14 protein-coding genes are annotated in these 15,025 nt (G+C 39.2%); 6 read left to right on the plus strand and 8 right to left on the minus strand.

Annotated elements, in window-relative coordinates; translation table 11 throughout:
* Nucleotides 1–519 precede the first annotated feature (519 nt).
* From CVS86_RS00295 to CVS86_RS00320, 6 genes are read right to left on the minus strand one after another with little or no spacing between them, the layout of a single operon-like run.
* Nucleotides 520–1,188, minus strand: coding sequence for a lysophospholipid acyltransferase family protein (locus CVS86_RS00295; protein WP_103573067.1), 669 nt, complete (start codon nucleotides 1,186–1,188; stop codon nucleotides 520–522).
* On the minus strand, nucleotides 1,175–2,482 hold the full coding sequence (locus CVS86_RS00300; protein WP_103642023.1) for an SH3 domain-containing protein: 1,308 nt from the start codon (nucleotides 2,480–2,482) through the stop codon (nucleotides 1,175–1,177). Before CVS86_RS00300 ends, CVS86_RS00295 begins: the two co-directional genes overlap by 14 nt.
* On the minus strand, nucleotides 2,476–3,141 hold the full coding sequence (gene purQ, locus CVS86_RS00305; RefSeq protein WP_107790601.1) for a phosphoribosylformylglycinamidine synthase I: 666 nt from the start codon (nucleotides 3,139–3,141) through the stop codon (nucleotides 2,476–2,478). The genes CVS86_RS00300 and purQ overlap by 7 nt, the downstream gene beginning before the upstream one ends.
* The gene (purS, locus tag CVS86_RS00310; RefSeq protein ID WP_103603103.1) at nucleotides 3,138–3,374 is read right to left on the minus strand and encodes a phosphoribosylformylglycinamidine synthase subunit PurS; all 237 of its coding nucleotides are present in this window, start codon (nucleotides 3,372–3,374) and stop codon (nucleotides 3,138–3,140) included. Before purS ends, purQ begins: the two co-directional genes overlap by 4 nt.
* 8 nt (nucleotides 3,375–3,382) lie before the next feature.
* Complete coding sequence (gene purC / locus CVS86_RS00315) at nucleotides 3,383–4,093, minus strand: phosphoribosylaminoimidazolesuccinocarboxamide synthase (RefSeq protein ID WP_009293856.1); 711 nt, start codon at nucleotides 4,091–4,093, stop codon at nucleotides 3,383–3,385.
* Nucleotides 4,094–4,109: 16 nt separating this feature from the next.
* The gene (locus CVS86_RS00320) at nucleotides 4,110–5,384 is read right to left on the minus strand and encodes a S41 family peptidase (protein ID WP_223228762.1); all 1,275 of its coding nucleotides are present in this window, start codon (nucleotides 5,382–5,384) and stop codon (nucleotides 4,110–4,112) included.
* Between the two features lie 252 nt (nucleotides 5,385–5,636).
* Between CVS86_RS00320 and CVS86_RS00325 the strand changes: the two genes are divergently transcribed.
* Nucleotides 5,637–8,210, plus strand: a complete 2,574-nt coding sequence (locus CVS86_RS00325) for an ATP-dependent Clp protease ATP-binding subunit (RefSeq protein ID WP_012001683.1) — start codon at nucleotides 5,637–5,639, stop codon at nucleotides 8,208–8,210.
* 50 nt (nucleotides 8,211–8,260) lie between these two features.
* Here the strand turns inward: CVS86_RS00325 and CVS86_RS00330 are convergent, their stop codons facing one another.
* Both CVS86_RS00330 and tgt read right to left on the minus strand, forming a co-directional pair.
* Entirely contained in the window at nucleotides 8,261–8,959 is a 699-nt protein-coding gene (locus CVS86_RS00330) for a CorA family divalent cation transporter (protein WP_107790602.1), read from the minus strand.
* Nucleotides 8,949–10,079, minus strand: a complete 1,131-nt coding sequence (gene tgt / locus CVS86_RS00335; RefSeq protein ID WP_107790603.1) for a tRNA guanosine(34) transglycosylase Tgt — start codon at nucleotides 10,077–10,079, stop codon at nucleotides 8,949–8,951. Before tgt ends, CVS86_RS00330 begins: the two co-directional genes overlap by 11 nt.
* A gap of 85 nt (nucleotides 10,080–10,164) precedes the next feature.
* Between tgt and CVS86_RS00340 the strand changes: the two genes are divergently transcribed.
* From CVS86_RS00340 to CVS86_RS00360, 5 genes are all read left to right on the plus strand, one after another.
* On the plus strand, nucleotides 10,165–11,271 hold the full coding sequence (locus CVS86_RS00340) for an MlaE family ABC transporter permease (RefSeq protein WP_012001686.1): 1,107 nt from the start codon (nucleotides 10,165–10,167) through the stop codon (nucleotides 11,269–11,271).
* Nucleotides 11,268–12,008: an ABC transporter ATP-binding protein gene (locus tag CVS86_RS00345; RefSeq protein WP_103646864.1), complete on the plus strand. Its 741-nt coding sequence runs from the start codon at nucleotides 11,268–11,270 to the stop codon at nucleotides 12,006–12,008. The genes CVS86_RS00340 and CVS86_RS00345 overlap by 4 nt, the downstream gene beginning before the upstream one ends.
* Complete coding sequence (locus CVS86_RS00350; RefSeq protein WP_107790604.1) at nucleotides 12,009–12,944, plus strand: MlaD family protein; 936 nt, start codon at nucleotides 12,009–12,011, stop codon at nucleotides 12,942–12,944.
* Entirely contained in the window at nucleotides 12,941–13,501 is a 561-nt protein-coding gene (locus CVS86_RS00355; protein ID WP_107790605.1) for an ABC-type transport auxiliary lipoprotein family protein, read from the plus strand. Before CVS86_RS00350 ends, CVS86_RS00355 begins: the two co-directional genes overlap by 4 nt.
* Before the next feature lie 103 nt (nucleotides 13,502–13,604).
* Nucleotides 13,605–15,023: a COG3400 family protein gene (locus tag CVS86_RS00360; RefSeq protein WP_107790606.1), complete on the plus strand. Its 1,419-nt coding sequence runs from the start codon at nucleotides 13,605–13,607 to the stop codon at nucleotides 15,021–15,023.
* The last annotated feature ends 2 nt before the right edge of the window (nucleotides 15,024–15,025 follow it).

A 15,025-nucleotide genomic window follows, 5' to 3' on the forward strand; every position in this document is an offset into this window, starting at 1 on the left:
CGCCAAATAGTTGTCGTACTTCTATAATTTAAATTTTTCTATTGTTTTATTTCACCGCAATCACAAACCACATTTATGGTCAAATAAAAGCCTACGGCTAATAATGAAGTAACCAGCAAGAGTTTTTAGCTAAGCAGTGGATTTTATTGTCAAAGCAAATTTTTGTATATTAAGTAAATTTAACACTCATAATAAAATATAGCTTAACTAATATGAGCGAGGCGCTAGTAAGATGTAGTAATTTTTGTACTTAACGATATAGGGAGCAAGTCCATCTACTGCGTGAATTGGTTCTTTCTCATGGTGGTAAAAGCAAATTTGGACACATGCTTTGATATACAAAAAACTTATAAAAAATATCAAACAAATCGCTGGCGAGTGAAATTTTACTAATATGATTTGCCTAAACTTGCAAGGTAATATCACACTAACATCTGCTTTGTAGCTTTATGGTTTTAAACCTTTACGGTAATTGCTTTCGAAATATGAAATTTTAATAGTAAATTTACAAAGCTAAATTTATTTTCTATTTTCGTCTAGGACTTTTTGCATGCTCTCCCTAGTCGCCTCTAGCCAGTTTTGTTTTGAGGTATCGACTAGATCAAGACAAAAGAGCTTAATGTCAGCCTTTTTAAAGCTAAATTCTTTCACTTTCATCGCATCGCTTCCAACGATCACGATAGGCTGAACCTTTAAATTTAGCTTTTCAACTAGCAACTTTGCGCCACCTTTAAATGGCAAGAGCTCTTTGGTTTGAGACCTTGTGCCTTCTGGAAATATCGCTAAAACACGGCCATTTTCTACTCTGTCTTTTGCTTCGCTTAAAAGCTTTATTAGCGAGTGCTTATTTTCTCGCTCGACTGCTATCATCTTAGGAAGGCTCAAAATTTTACCGATGATCGGGATCTTACCTATCTGCGCCTTTGCGATCCAGCAAAGATTTTTAGGGTGCACCTCTTCAAGCACGATGATATCAAGCATGCTTTGATGATTTATTAGTAAGATATTCGCCTCATCTTTAAACTCACCTACCACCTCAAGTGTATAACCGCCAAAAAATCTCTGAGCTCTGCCCCAAATTTTTCTAATAGGTCTATTTTTCGAGTTAAAAAGCCACATAAAAAATACCACGACAAAAACGCTAAAAACAAATGTGATAGAAAAGAAAAAAGCTCTAATTTTTGACAAGATCACCCTTTCTTACCCAGCCTATTTTGCCATCTGCGAATAAAATTTTTGAGTAGTCATCTTTTGTGTCTAAAATTTCAACATTTTCATTTTTGCGAGATGTATAAAAAACGGTTGAATTCTTAGTTGGCAGGATAGTGACGCTCACATCTGGCTTAAGCACTGCTTTGCCAAAAGGATTGTAAGTATAAATTCCAAGTGCGATAAAAACAGCTGCCACAAAGAAGTAGCTTAGCTTTCTACGCCAGATCGCTAGCAAGATAAAGATAGCGACCAAAGAGTAGATCGTGATATCTTTGTAGGTGCTAAATTCGCTTTGTTTTGGATTTAGACCGATTTGCGTGCTAACCTCGTCCTCTTCGACGCTCACAGGCAGTGAAAAGCTCTCAAATTTAGCTTTTTTTAGATTGTAGTAGTTAAAGTCAAGCGTCTTTTTGTTTGGCTTAAACACTGCAAAATAATATGCACTTTGCGAGTTAAAATCACCGTTTATCGTATCTACGCCTTGCTTTAGGATCGTTTTATTTTCGATATTAAAGGCGCTTAGATCGACATTGTTGCCGTAAATTTCCACGACCATGATGTTGTTTATATCATCAAATTTAGTCGTTTTAAATTTCTTTACCTCAAGGTTATCAGCGACGATGTGGTTGTAATTCTCGTCACTTCTAAGCTCTTTTAGCTTTGGTAAAAAGATATTTATGTTTGAGTTTTGATAGTTCTCGCCATTTCTTTTTAGATCCAAGCTAACTCGTAAAGTCTTTGCATCAATGCTCGTTGCTTCAAGGTAGAAAGTGCCGATATATTTGTTTTCATCGCCTTTTACCCATTGAAAATTCTTCTTATTTAGCCATTTGATATTTGTCTCATCAAGCTGTGTCTCAAACTCAAACTCAAGGTCACTTTGCGTATCAGCTACGATCTCAACGCTAAAAATTTCTCCTACGACGACATTTTTAGGGATATTTGTCGCTTTTAAAAGGAGGTCTTTTATTTTTATCTTGTCATAGACTTGATTATCAGGGACGCTGATGTCTGGTTCGTTTGTCGGTACGATATTTCGCATCTGCTCTGGAGTGATACGCTCTGGCTGTGGGGCGATAGAGCGCGGAGAGACGAGCTTTCTTGATATTTCTTCTTCGCTTGGAGTCTTTGTTTGCGGCTTTGAACTTGGGCTATTTACAAATTTATCCTCTCTTGCCTCATCCATCATGTCAAAAACGCTGACTTCATCAGTGTTTGCAGCAAATAAATTTAGCGCGAGTAGGGCGATAAAAAGTGTTCGTTTTACCAAACTAGCCCTTTTAACATCTTCATGCCATCATCTGTGCCTAAAATTTTCTCGCAAGCGCGCTCTGGGTGAGGCATAAGACCAAAGATCCTCTTACTCTCGTCGCAAACCCCAGCTATGCTATCAACTGAGCCATTTGGATTTATCTCATTGCCGTGGCTGTCACAGTACTTTAGCAGGACTTGCTCATTATCATATAGGCTTTTTAGTGTATCTTCGTCGGTATAGTAGTTGCCCTCGCCGTGAGCGATGGGGATATTTACCACTTCATTTTTGGCTAAATTTGCTAAGAATTTATTGTTATTTGAGATCACTTTTAGATGGTGGTATTTTGAGACGAAATTTAAATTTTCATTTCTTCTCATCGCACCTTTTAAAAGTCCAAGCTCAAGAAGCATCTGAAAGCCATTGCAAATTCCTAAAATGTAGCCACCTTTTTTCGCATGCTCTTTTACAGCCTGCATCGCTGGGCTAAATTTAGCTATCGCAGCCGTCCTTAGATAGTCGCCATAGCTAAAACCACCAGGTAAAACGACTAGATCAGCATCGATCTTATCTTCTTTGTGCCAGATGATCTGCGTTTGGCAGCCAAGTAGCTTAAAAGCGTGAGCTGTGTCTTCTTCGCAGTTTGTGCCAGGAAAAAGTATGATCGCTACTTTCATAGCACGATCTCGTAGTCTTCGATGACGGTGTTTGCTAGAAGCTCTTCACACATAACTTTTAGCTGATCTTTTGCTTTATTTTTATCGCTCTCGTCGATATCTAAAACGATTTGTTTGCCTATCCTAACATTTGAAACACCGCTAAACCCAAGTGAATTTAGCGCGTGTTCTACTGCCTTACCAGCAGGGTCAAGGACCCCACTTCTTAATGCTATATTTACGACAGCTTTCATCTTTGTCCTTAAGAAAGAATTCTTCTTAAAACTTCTTCGTAAGCTACTTTTACGCTACCAAGGTCTTGTCTGAACCTATCTTTGTCAAGTTTTTCGTTTGTTGTTGCATCCCAAAATCTGCAGCTATCAGGGCTTATCTCGTCAGCTAATATGATGTTGCCATCTTTGTCGATACCAAATTCGACTTTAAAATCAACTAGTTTTAAATTTCTCTCTGCAAAGAATTTAAATAAGATAGAGTTGATCTCTCTTGCTGTATGTCTTAGGGTTTGAAGGTCTTTTTCACTTTTTACTAGCCCCATGATGATGCAGTGCTCATCAGTCACCAAAGGATCGTGTAAATCGTCATTTTTGTAGTAGAACTCAACAAGTGTAAAAGGTAGAACTGTTCCTTCTTTTATGCCAAGTCTTTTGCTAAGTGAGCCAGTTGCGATATTTCTCACAACAACTTCAAGAGGTATGATCTCGCATTTTTTGACCACTTGCTCAGTGTCGCTTATTGTCTCAACTAGGTCAGTCACGATACCTTTGCTCTCTAGCAGTTTAAAAAGCTGAGTAGAGATTTTGTTATTTAGTGCGCCTTTGCCAGCTTCGTTGCCTCTTTTTTGAGCGTCAAATGCTGTTAGATCGTCTTTAAATTCAGCCACAAGTAGATTTGGATCGTCTGTGGCGTACATTTTCTTGCCTTTTCCTTCGTAGATAAGCTCTCTTTTTTGCATGTTGTTCTCCTTTAGATTATTGTTGTTTTATCTTTAAAATTTTAATCGTATCAATCGCTGTTTTTAACTGAATATCCTCATCGACTTTTTTCTGTGTGATTATGTTTTTATCATCTTTTGCTTCAGTTTTATTGCCTTCACTTGTTGGATTTATCTTGTTTAGCTCGCTTTTTAGGTGTGCTTTTAGCTCGCTCTCTTTGATGCTAAATGCACTATCATCGCTTTGTGGCACTTTGCCAGGATGCACGACTACATCAGGCGTGACGCCCACAGCTTGGATAGTTCTGCCACTTGGCAAGTAGTATCTTGCAATGGTTAGTCTTAGCGCTTCAGTATCGTCTATTGGCAAGATTACCTGAACGCTGCCTTTACCAAAGGTGTTTTCGCCAATTATCACCGCACGCTTATGATCTTGCAGTGAGCCACTTACTATCTCGCTAGCACTTGCACTTCCGCCATTTACCAGCACTACAAGTGGGAGTTTTGATAAGGTTTTGCTAGCGCTTGCTTTATACTCTACATTTTCAGATGCATCACGACCCTTTTGAGATACGATGATACCGTTATCTACGAAAAGATCCACTAGATCAACAGCTTGATTTAAAAGACCGCCAGGGTTGTTTCTAAGATCAAGTATGATGCCATTTGCTTTAGGATGCTCTTTGATCGCATCTTTTACCTTTGTGACGACGTTTTTGTCGAAATTTGTGACGCGTATATAAAGGATGTTTTCATTTTCTATCATTTTTGCATAGACAGACTCAACTTTTATAAGATCCCTTATGATCTTTACATCAAATGGCTTTTGCTCGCCTTTTCGCAAAATCGTAATTGTTATCGGGGTTTTTGGCTTGCCGCGCATCTTATTTACAGCTTCATCTATCGTTGTACCGATAGTTGAGTTGCCATCGATCCTTAAAATGATATCGCCAGCTTTTATGCCTGCTTTATCAGCTGGAGTGTCCTCGATAGGCGAGATAACGGTTAGTGCGCTATCTTTCATGCCAACTGTTATGCCAAGCCCGCCAAATTCGCCGCTTGTTTGCACCTGCATATCTTTATATGCTTTTTCATTTAAAAAGCTTGAGTGAGCATCCAAATTTTGCATCAAACCAGCGATGGCTTTGTCGATTATCTCTTTAAATTTAATGTCATCAACGTAGTATTTTTCAACAGTTGAGATGGTTTTTGTAAGTTTTGAAAGTGCTTCAAGTTTCGCACTCGCCTCATCTTCGGTTTTAGCAAAAAGCGCATTTACTGCTACGCTTGAGATGAGTAGGGCGCCTGTTATTTTTAGCGCAAAAGATCTAGTAAATTTGTTCAAAATATCTCCTATATTTTTTGGTTCAATTTTATTAACATTTGGCTAAAAAAAGCATAAATTTAGCCTTATATTTTTAGCTTTTGTCTATTTTTAACACAAATTTATAACAGCAAATTTTAGCAATTAAATAAAAAGAGTGACAAATGTTATAAAAATACTTGACAATATAAGACTAAAGTTATATAATGCCGCCATTATAAAATAACTTAAGGAGCTTTAATGGCTGACATAACAGAAAATTTAACAGCGCAGATGCAAGAGACACTTGAAAAAGGCGTTAGCTTAGCGATCTTTTCTAAAAATCCACAAGTTGTGCCACTTCACGTCTTTTGGGCTTTGCTCGCTGATAGCAATTCTATTTTGAATCAAGTATTTAATAAGATGAACATAAGCAAAGACGCAGTCGAGCTTGAGATAAAAAGCAAGATCTCGTCACTCCCAAGCAGCTCAAACGTCACAAAAGATAACGTTTCAGTTTCAAGAGAGCTTATAAATTCGCTTGAAAATGCAAAAGCTTTAATGGTAAGCATGGGCGATAGCTACATAGCTGTTGATACTTGGATCATCTCGGCTCTTGAGCTTAGTGAGATCAAACAAATTTTAAGCAAATTTTGCGACATCTTAGAGATCAAAAAGAATCTTGAGAGCATAAGAGGTGGTAAAAAGATAGATAGCCAAACTGGCGATGATACTCTTGATAGCTTAGAGAAATTTGGTATCGATCTAACACAAAAAGCCCTAAATAAAGAGCTTGATCCAGTCATCGGACGTGATGAAGAGATCACTAGAATGATGCAAATTTTAATAAGAAAGAGCAAAAATAACCCTATCTTGCTTGGTGAGCCAGGCGTTGGTAAAACAGCTATCGTTGAGGGGCTAGCTCAAAAGATAGTGGCTCGCGATGTGCCAACAAGCCTTGCAAACAAGCGTGTCATCGCACTTGATATGAGCGCAGTTGTAGCTGGAGCAAAGTATAGAGGCGAGTTTGAAGATAGGCTAAAAGCTGTCATCGACGAGGTCAAAAAAGCTGGCAATATCATACTTTTTATAGATGAAATTCACACCATAGTTGGAGCAGGTGCTAGCGAGGGCGGAATGGACGCTGCAAATATCCTAAAACCAGCTCTTGCACGTGGAGAGCTTCACGCTGTTGGTGCGACAACATTAAAAGAGTATAGAAAATACTTTGAAAAAGATGCAGCGCTTCAAAGACGTTTTCAGCCTATAGACGTTAAAGAGCCAAGTGTAAATGAGGCATTGCAAATTTTACGTGGTATAAAAGAGCGCCTTGAAGTTCATCACGGCATCACGATAACAGATAGCGCGCTAGTTGCCGCTGCAAGGCTAAGCGACCGATATATCGCAAACCGCTTCTTGCCAGATAAGGCGATAGATCTTATAGATGAGGCAGCAGCTGAGCTTAAGATGCAAATAGAGAGCGAGCCATACGAGCTTTCAAAGATAAAACGCGAGATCGTAACGCTTCAAGTAGAAAAAGAAGCACTAAAGATGGAGGATGCGGATAAAAATAAAGAGAGACTTGGCGAGATCGAAAAAGAGATAGCTGATCTAAATGAGAAAAAGCTAGCGCTTGATACTAAATTTGAAAATGAAAAGGCCGTTTTTGGCGGAATTTCAAAAGCAACAAAAGAGATCGATAGCTTAAAATCACAAGCCGAGATAGCAAAAAGAAATGGCGATCTTCAAAAAGCTGCCGAGATAGAATACGGCAAAATAGCAGACGCTAAAAAGCACAAACACGAGCTTGAAGAAAAATGGGAACACATGAAAAAAGAGGGCGTGCTTCTTAAAAATCAGGTCGATGAAGAGCTTGTAGCTGAAATTTTGAGCAAATGGACTGGAATTTCAGTTAAAAAGATGCTAACAAGCGAAAAAGAGAAATATCTGCGCATCGAAGAGCATCTAAGAGAGAGCGTTGTCGGTCAAGATGACGCACTACACGCACTTGCACGTGCTGTTAAGAGAAATAAGGCTGGTCTAAATGAGGGTCAAAGGCCGATTGGTTCATTTTTATTTCTTGGACCAACAGGCGTTGGTAAAACTCAGTCAGCTAAGGCTTTGGCTAAGTTCTTGTTTGACGATGAGAAGGCGCTTATCCGCTTTGACATGAGCGAATATATGGAAAAACATAGCGTGAGCAGGCTTCTTGGTGCGCCTCCAGGATATGTAGGCTACGATGAGGGCGGTCAGCTAACAGAAGCAGTTCGCAGAAGGCCTTACTCAGTCATACTTTTTGACGAGGTTGAAAAGGCTCACAAAGACGTATTTAACATACTTTTGGGCATACTTGATGATGGACGCGCGACTGATAACAAAGGCGTAACGGTTGATTTTAAAAACACGATCATCATTTTAACTTCAAACATCGCTTCAAATTTCATTATGGAGCTAAAGGGTGAAGACCGTGACGTGGCTGTTAAAAACGAGCTTAAAAACTACTTTAAGCCTGAGTTTTTAAATAGGCTAGATGATACTATCATCTTTAATCCTCTAAACGAGCAAGGGCTTATTTCTATCGTTGAGATCATGTTTAAAGAGCTTGAAAAAACTCTTCACAACCGCGGCATCAAGGCAGTTTTAAGCGAAGAGGCTAAGAAATTTATCGCAAAAGCTGGCTTTGACATAGTTTATGGTGCAAGACCTCTTAGAAGAGCACTTTATGAGCTAGTTGAAGATAAGATCGCTGATATGATCTTAAAAGATGAGCTTGAAAGTGGCGATGAGATCACCATTGATAGCGACGGTGAGAAGATTATCATTAAGAAAAAATAACTTCAAATTTACTTGGCAGGTTGGATCAACTTGCCAAGCCTACTATAAATTTAACTAATATCCTTATTTAATCTGTAATAAAATATAAAAAACAGCACGCAAAGCATCGCTACAAAGGCAAAAACTATCAACGTACCATCTTTAAATGAGCTTAAAAACATGCCATTTGTATTCATACCAAAAAAGCCAGTGATGAAATTTAGCGGCAAAAATAGAGCCGAAATGAGCGTCAAGAGGTAGATATTTTTATTTATCTTGTCATTTTTAGCGCTTTGTATAAAAGTATAGATGTCTTCGACCCTGCAGGCATATTCGTTAGCTATGGTTTTAAAGACACTTGCTTCGTGGATGCTGTTTTTAAGCTCTTTTTTAAGACCTTGCTGCTCGCTTTGACATATTGCAAGAGCTTCGTAAAAGTGCGAAATGCTATTTTGAAATTTTCTGATCTCATACTTTAAAAAGTGGTGTCTTTTTATAAATTTGTCAAAATTTTTCTGGCTAGCATAAATTTTCTCATACTCATTTAGCTCGTCTTGGTGCTCTAAAATTTTATTTGCATATTCGTTGCAAATCCCCTTAATAGCTGCTTCAAACGCGCTTTTATCGCATTCATGCTCAAGATCTTCTTTGTAAATTTTGCCATCTTTAAATAAAAATTTAAAAACTTGCTTTTGCGACGGCGAGATGAGCGTGATGTAGTCAAACTCATCTCCATAAAAATATCCGCTAAGTGTGCTTTTATAGCTCATCTGTGCTCCTTTTTGCGTAGAAATTTCGCTTAAATTTAGCAAATTCGCCAGCCTCTATCGCCTCTCTCATCTCTTTCATTAAATTTAGATAGTAGTGCAGGTTGTGAAGGCTTGCAAGTCTAAAAAATGTTAGCTCCCTTGCCTTAAAAAGGTGGTTTAGATAGCCTCTGGAGTAACGCTTGCAGGTGTAGCACTGGCAAGCTGGGTCTATCGGCGCGTGGTCGTTTATAAATTTGGCTGATTTTATATTTATCTTGCCAAAGCTAGTAAAAAGCGTGCCGTTTCTTGCGTTTCTTGTTGGCATGACGCAGTCAAACATATCGACGCCTCGCTCCACGTTTTCAACTAGGTCTTCAGGCGTGCCAACGCCCATTAGATAGCGAGGTCTTAGCTCATCCATAAATGGCATAACCGCCTCAACCGTGTCATACATCGCCTCGTTGCTCTCGCCAACGCTAAGACCTCCTATGGCAAGGCCGTCAAATGGCATCTGATTTAAGGCTTCAGCGCAAAATTTACGTGCCTCATAGTTGGTGCCACCTTGAACGATACCAAAGATATTTTGCTGCAAGCCAACGCCCTTACTCTGCATAAATTTGTGGTAATCAATCGCCTCTTTTGCCCATTTTATCGTTCGCTTTATGCTGAGATCTATCCTTTTTGGCTCAGCTGGCAAGGCAACCAAATCATCAAGTATCATCATGATGTCGCTGCCTAGGTCATACTGCGTGTCAAGGACGGATCTTGGCGTGAAGTAGTGCGTGCTGCCGTCGATGTGGCTTTTAAATTTTATTCCGCCATCGTCGTTTTTGGTGTTTGACCTAAGCGAAAATGCCTGAAATCCGCCGCTATCAGTTAAAAACGAGCGATCAAATTTAGAAAAGCCGTGAAGTCCACCAAACTCACGCACGACCTTGCTGCCAGGGCGCAGATACATGTGGTAGGTGTTTGCTAAAATTATCTTTGCGTCTAAAATTTCACTCATATCAAAGGCATCTAGGCTTTTAACTGCGCCAACCGTACCAACTGGCATGAAAACTGGCGTTTGTATCACGCTGTGAGCAGTCGTGAGAATGCCGCGCCTTGCGTTGCCATCTTTTTTTATAACTTCAAATTTCATCTAAGTCCCTTAATTTTTGATTTTTTATTTTTTATTTTAACAAAAATTATAATATAATCCAGAAATTTTAAGGCAAAGGAACTTTTTGCAAAAGAGAAATGATATCGTTTTTACCGAAGCAAACGGCACTGCGACCATAAAATTTGCAGGCGAGTTTAGCTATAAAGACGCAAAAAATTTACAAAGCATTTTTAAAAAAATCCAAAAGCTTAAAGGCAATGTTAAATTTGACTTTAGCGAGCTAAAGAGCATTGATTATGCTGTTTTGATCCTTTTAAAAAACACGCTAAATGGCAAGAAATTTGAGATCATCACAAATGATGAGAAGATAAAGGCGATGAGCGATCTTTTAAATGACGAGAAGATCGATTTTAAATATATGCCGCCTCACAATAGCCTAAATTTTTTCTCACGATTGGGGGAGAAAATTTGCGAGGGATTTGTAAATTTGCTTGAGTTTGGCTCGTTTTTGGGCGAGTTTTTGATAAAGAGCGTAAGGATTTTATTTAATCCTGCAAATTTAAGGTTTAGAGAATTTAGCAACTATATAAAAGATGGCGGCGTAAATGCCGTTTTCATCGTATCGCTCACCGCTTTTTTGATAGGCGTCGTGCTTGCATATCTTGGCAGTGCGATGCTTGCAAGCTTTGGGGCAAGTATATTTATAGTTGAGATCATGGGCATGCTAACGCTTAGAGAGGTCGCTCCGCTCATCGCCGCTATCGTCGTGGCGGGCAGGTCGGCCTCTAGCTTTACCGCGCAAATTGGCGCTATGAAGCTAACTGAGGAGATAGACGCGATGAAGACTATGGGCTTTGAGCCCTTTAACTTCTTGGTGCTGCCGCGCATCATCGCCATGGTGCTTTGCGTGCCTGTCATCATCTTTATAGCTGATAGTATAAGCATTTTAGGGCAGATGATCATTTGCCAAACGATACTTGATATCAGCTTTAGCGACTATCTCAATAGATTTCGCGAGATGGTCGAGCTTAGGCACTTTGCTGTTGGTATGATAAAGGCTCCATTTTTTGGCGCGGTAATTGCGATCATTGGCTGCATGAGGGGATTTGGCGTTAGTCAAAACGCCCAAAGCCTTGGAGCGATGACAACCGTTAGCGTTGTAAATGCGATATTTTGGGTCATTGCGCTTGATGCATTTTTCGCGATAATTTTTATGTGGCTAAAGATATGAACGAGATAATAGTTGGAAAAAACATAACGACAAGTTATGGCGATAAGATAATGCACGATAATGTGAGCTGGAGCGTCAAAGAGGCTGAAATTTACGGCTTTTTAGGCGGCAGTGGCACTGGTAAAACGACGCTAATGAAGACGATGATATATCTAAAAAAGCCAAATAAGGGCGATATAACGTTTGACGGCGTCAATATGTGGAAAAGTAGCCAAAAGGAGCAGCAAGAGATAAAGCTAAAAAGTGGGACGATGTTTCAGTTTGGAGCGCTTTATAGCTCGATGACGATCCTTGATAACGTGGGCGTTTTGCTCCATGAGTACTCTAAATTTAACAAGCGCCAGATCGATGAGATAGCGATGTTTTGGATACAAAAAGTGGGGCTTAAAAAAGAGGTTTCAATGCTCTATCCAAGCGAGCTAAGTGGCGGTATGAAAAAGCGTGCTGCGCTTGCAAGAGCCTTGGTGCTAAGCCCTAGGGTGCTATTTTTAGATGAGCCAAACAGCGGCCTTGATCCTGTTAGCTCGCGGCAGATGGACGCGCTCATAAAAGAGCTTCGTGATAGCATCGGTGTAACTGTCGTCATGGTGACACATGATGCGGATAGTATTTTTGATATTTTGGATAGATTTTTGATAATAGATAACAAAAAAATAGCCTTTGAGGGAGATATAAAAGAGCTTGAATATCTCGAAAATAACCCGCTTGAAGAGCTATTTAAAATGAGGAAAAAATAGATGGAAAATAGAAATTCTTACACCATTGTCGGCATGTTTTTTATAGCCTGCCTTACAGCTTTTGCGATATTTATCTGGTGGATGACTAGTAAAAATAACACAAAGGTTGATTTCAAGGAGTATTACATCCACACGAGCGAACTGCCAAGCGGCTTAAAGGTGGACTCTACGGTTAAATTTATCGGCGTGCCAGCAGGAACTGTTAGTAATATAGGCTTTGTCGATGACAAAAACGCTCTTATAAATATCACGATGAAGATAAGAGAGGACCTACCTATAAAGGCTGATAGCGTTGCAAGTATCGAAGTTCAGGCTATTAGCGGTGTGGCTAGCATAAATATAAGCCGCGGCACAAAGGACTTTGAGTCAGGTCAAAAGCCTGTCTTGCATCTTGAGGAGAGCCTCTTTTCAAAGCTTGGAAACAACGCAGAAAACATCACTTTTAAGATAAATCAAACCCTTGATAAGGTTGATGGCTTTTTCTCGGCTGAAAATATCTCTCACATCGAGTCAATCCTAAGAAATATCGATAAATTTACTCAGGTTTTAACCGATGAAAATGGTCTAAGCGAGATTGATAGCATCGTTAAAAATGTAAAAAATTTCACCGACAGCCTAAATAAAACAGACACAAAAGAGCTTGCTAAAAATTTAAACACGCTAATCGCAAGTGCAAATTCGGTTTTTAAATCAGCAAATTCAGCCGTCACTGGATATAGCTCGCTTCAAGATATCATCACTCAAAAGGTAAAAAACGGCGAGTATGACCTTAGAAACACGGTCTCTCCGCTTCTTAGAGAGGCTAGTGAGTTTTTAAATGGATTTGACAAGACGCTACGTGAGTTTAGAGGCGCGCTTCAAAGACTTGAGGACAACCCTTACGAGTTCTTCTTCACAAATCCAGTGCCAAATACAGATAAAAAGGACAAAAAATGAGAAATTTGATATACGCTGCGGCTGCATTTTTATTTTTTGGCTGCTCGCTAAAGACCGACGTACCACAAGCCACGATGTATGAGATACACTACTCAAACAAGGAGTGCTCAGCTGAAAACAAGCAAAAAGAGCTAAAAAATGTCTTCATCGAAAACGTGAGCGCCCTTGATATGGTCGATACCAGAAAGATACTAATCGTCGCTGAAAATAATAAGATAAGATATTTGACAGATGCTAAATTTGTCTCTGAACCAAGCGAGATGATCTATAAGTCGCTCGTAAAAGGGTTTTACTCAAACTGCGCTGCAAAGCCGATATTTTCGCCAAATGCAAAGGATCTTAGGCTAAAAGTTAGCATCATCTCGCTTCAGATAAGAGGCGACAAGGCCGAAGTTTCGCTAGCTTACGAGCTATTTAACGCAAACACCTCGCTCAAATCAGGCATGATAACAAAAGAAATTTTCTGCCCAGATCCAAGCTCAAGCACTATTTTTGAGACGATAAATAAGGCTGCAAATTCAGCTATCGATATTTTAATCTCTGAAATAATCTACTAAAATTTTCTTAAATTTTTTGGCTGTGAAAGCTTAAATTTACAGCCAAAAATAGCTTATTTTAAAGACCTTTTGTTATAATGTGGCTTTAAAATACGGAGAATTAATGAAGAAAATTTTAATAATCGCAGATGGAGCTTTTGCAAGAAATTTTTTAGATAGACTTCTTGGAGCAAAGTCAAATTTACACCACTATATCGTCGTTTCAAACGAAGATCACAGCCAAAAGGTAAATTACGAAAATTTTACATTTTATCAGTTTGACCCAACAAGCCTTTCAAAGCTAAAGAGCATAAGCGACGGCTATTTTAGCCAGTTTTGTATCGTGAGTGACAATGAAAAAGAGGCGGTTGCCATTTATGAAAATTTAAGGCAGATTAGCACAAAAACAGAGACCATTTTTATGAACTCATGGGAGCTAGATGAAAAGTGCAAGGAGACTTTTGCAAGTGATAAGCATCTAAGCGTGGTTGATATCAGAGATATCGCAGCTTCAAGGCTCATGGACTATCTGCCAGATATGCCTGTATATGCTGATAATATTGGCTTTAGCGAGGGCGAGATCATGGAGGTGAAGGTGCCTATTGGCAGCTCATATATGTATCGCCATGTAAGCTCGATCGCTCAAAAAAGATGGCGGATAGCGCTTATTTACAGGGGTGCTGAGATCATCTTGCCAAAGCCAAACACAATGATCCAGCCAAGCGATATCTTGCTAATCGTTGGCGATCCAAACGTACTTCAAAACGTTTATCGCTCGATAAAACGCGAAAGTGGGCAGTTTCCAAGTCCATTTGGCAGCAATATCTATACTCTAATCGATATGAGATCAATGAGCAAAGAGCGAGTTGGCAAACTCATAAAAGATAGCTTATATGTGCATTCAAAGCTAAACAACAAACGCCTTATCTTTAGGGTGATAAACCCAACTTTAGGCGAAAATTTAGAGACGCTAAAGGCGATAAAAGAGAAAAACATCCTTGTTTTGATGGATTATTTTAATAGCGACAATAAATCGATAAAAGATGACGTTTTAAAACACGACATCGGACTAATCATAAGCGATGATAGATACTTTTTTAAATTTCAAAAGCTATTTTATGATCTTAAAATCCCAGTGCTAAAAACGGGTAAAATTTTACTCTCAAAGATAAAAGAGGGCGTGATACTGGGCGATCAAAGCCAAGAGGTGGAAAACCAATCAGCTGTCATTACAGACTGCTGCGCGCAGCTTGATTTGGAGATGAGATTTTACTATTTTGATAACAAGCATAGCGACGATGAAGCGCTAAAAGAGCACTTTGAGAGCATTAGCACGCTCTTTTCAAAGCGCATAAAGATAGAAAATCACAGCCTCAAAAACCCGCTAGTGAAGCTAAAAGGCACAAATGATCTGCTTCATTTTGTGATGTTTACTAAAAACGTGGCAAATGGTAGCGCTTTTGCCTTTTTATCGACAAATTTAAATAGACTTTATAAAAAACTAAGCCAAAACGCACAGCTTTTTGTGCCAGTAAGTGAGTAGAA

The organism is Campylobacter concisus (genome assembly GCF_003048605.1).
In the GTDB taxonomy this organism is placed as follows: Bacteria; Campylobacterota; Campylobacteria; order Campylobacterales; family Campylobacteraceae; genus Campylobacter_A; species Campylobacter_A concisus_BM.

Excerpts from the sequence above, each read along its gene's own strand:
- CVS86_RS00355 (WP_107790605.1), top strand. The coding sequence starts at position 12,941 with ATGAGAAATTTGATATACGCTGCGGCTGCATTTTTATTTTTTGGCTGC.
- CVS86_RS00330 (WP_107790602.1), bottom strand. The coding sequence starts at position 8,959 with ATGAGCTATAAAAGCACACTTAGCGGATATTTTTATGGAGATGAGTTT.
- purC (WP_009293856.1), bottom strand. The coding sequence starts at position 4,093 with ATGCAAAAAAGAGAGCTTATCTACGAAGGAAAAGGCAAGAAAATGTAC.
- CVS86_RS00325 (WP_012001683.1), top strand. The coding sequence starts at position 5,637 with ATGGCTGACATAACAGAAAATTTAACAGCGCAGATGCAAGAGACACTT.
- CVS86_RS00345 (WP_103646864.1), top strand. The coding sequence starts at position 11,268 with ATGAACGAGATAATAGTTGGAAAAAACATAACGACAAGTTATGGCGAT.
- tgt (WP_107790603.1), bottom strand. The coding sequence starts at position 10,079 with ATGAAATTTGAAGTTATAAAAAAAGATGGCAACGCAAGGCGCGGCATT.
- purS (WP_103603103.1), bottom strand. The coding sequence starts at position 3,374 with ATGAAAGCTGTCGTAAATATAGCATTAAGAAGTGGGGTCCTTGACCCT.
- CVS86_RS00360 (WP_107790606.1), top strand. The coding sequence starts at position 13,605 with ATGAAGAAAATTTTAATAATCGCAGATGGAGCTTTTGCAAGAAATTTT.
- purQ (WP_107790601.1), bottom strand. The coding sequence starts at position 3,141 with ATGAAAGTAGCGATCATACTTTTTCCTGGCACAAACTGCGAAGAAGAC.
- CVS86_RS00350 (WP_107790604.1), top strand. The coding sequence starts at position 12,009 with ATGGAAAATAGAAATTCTTACACCATTGTCGGCATGTTTTTTATAGCC.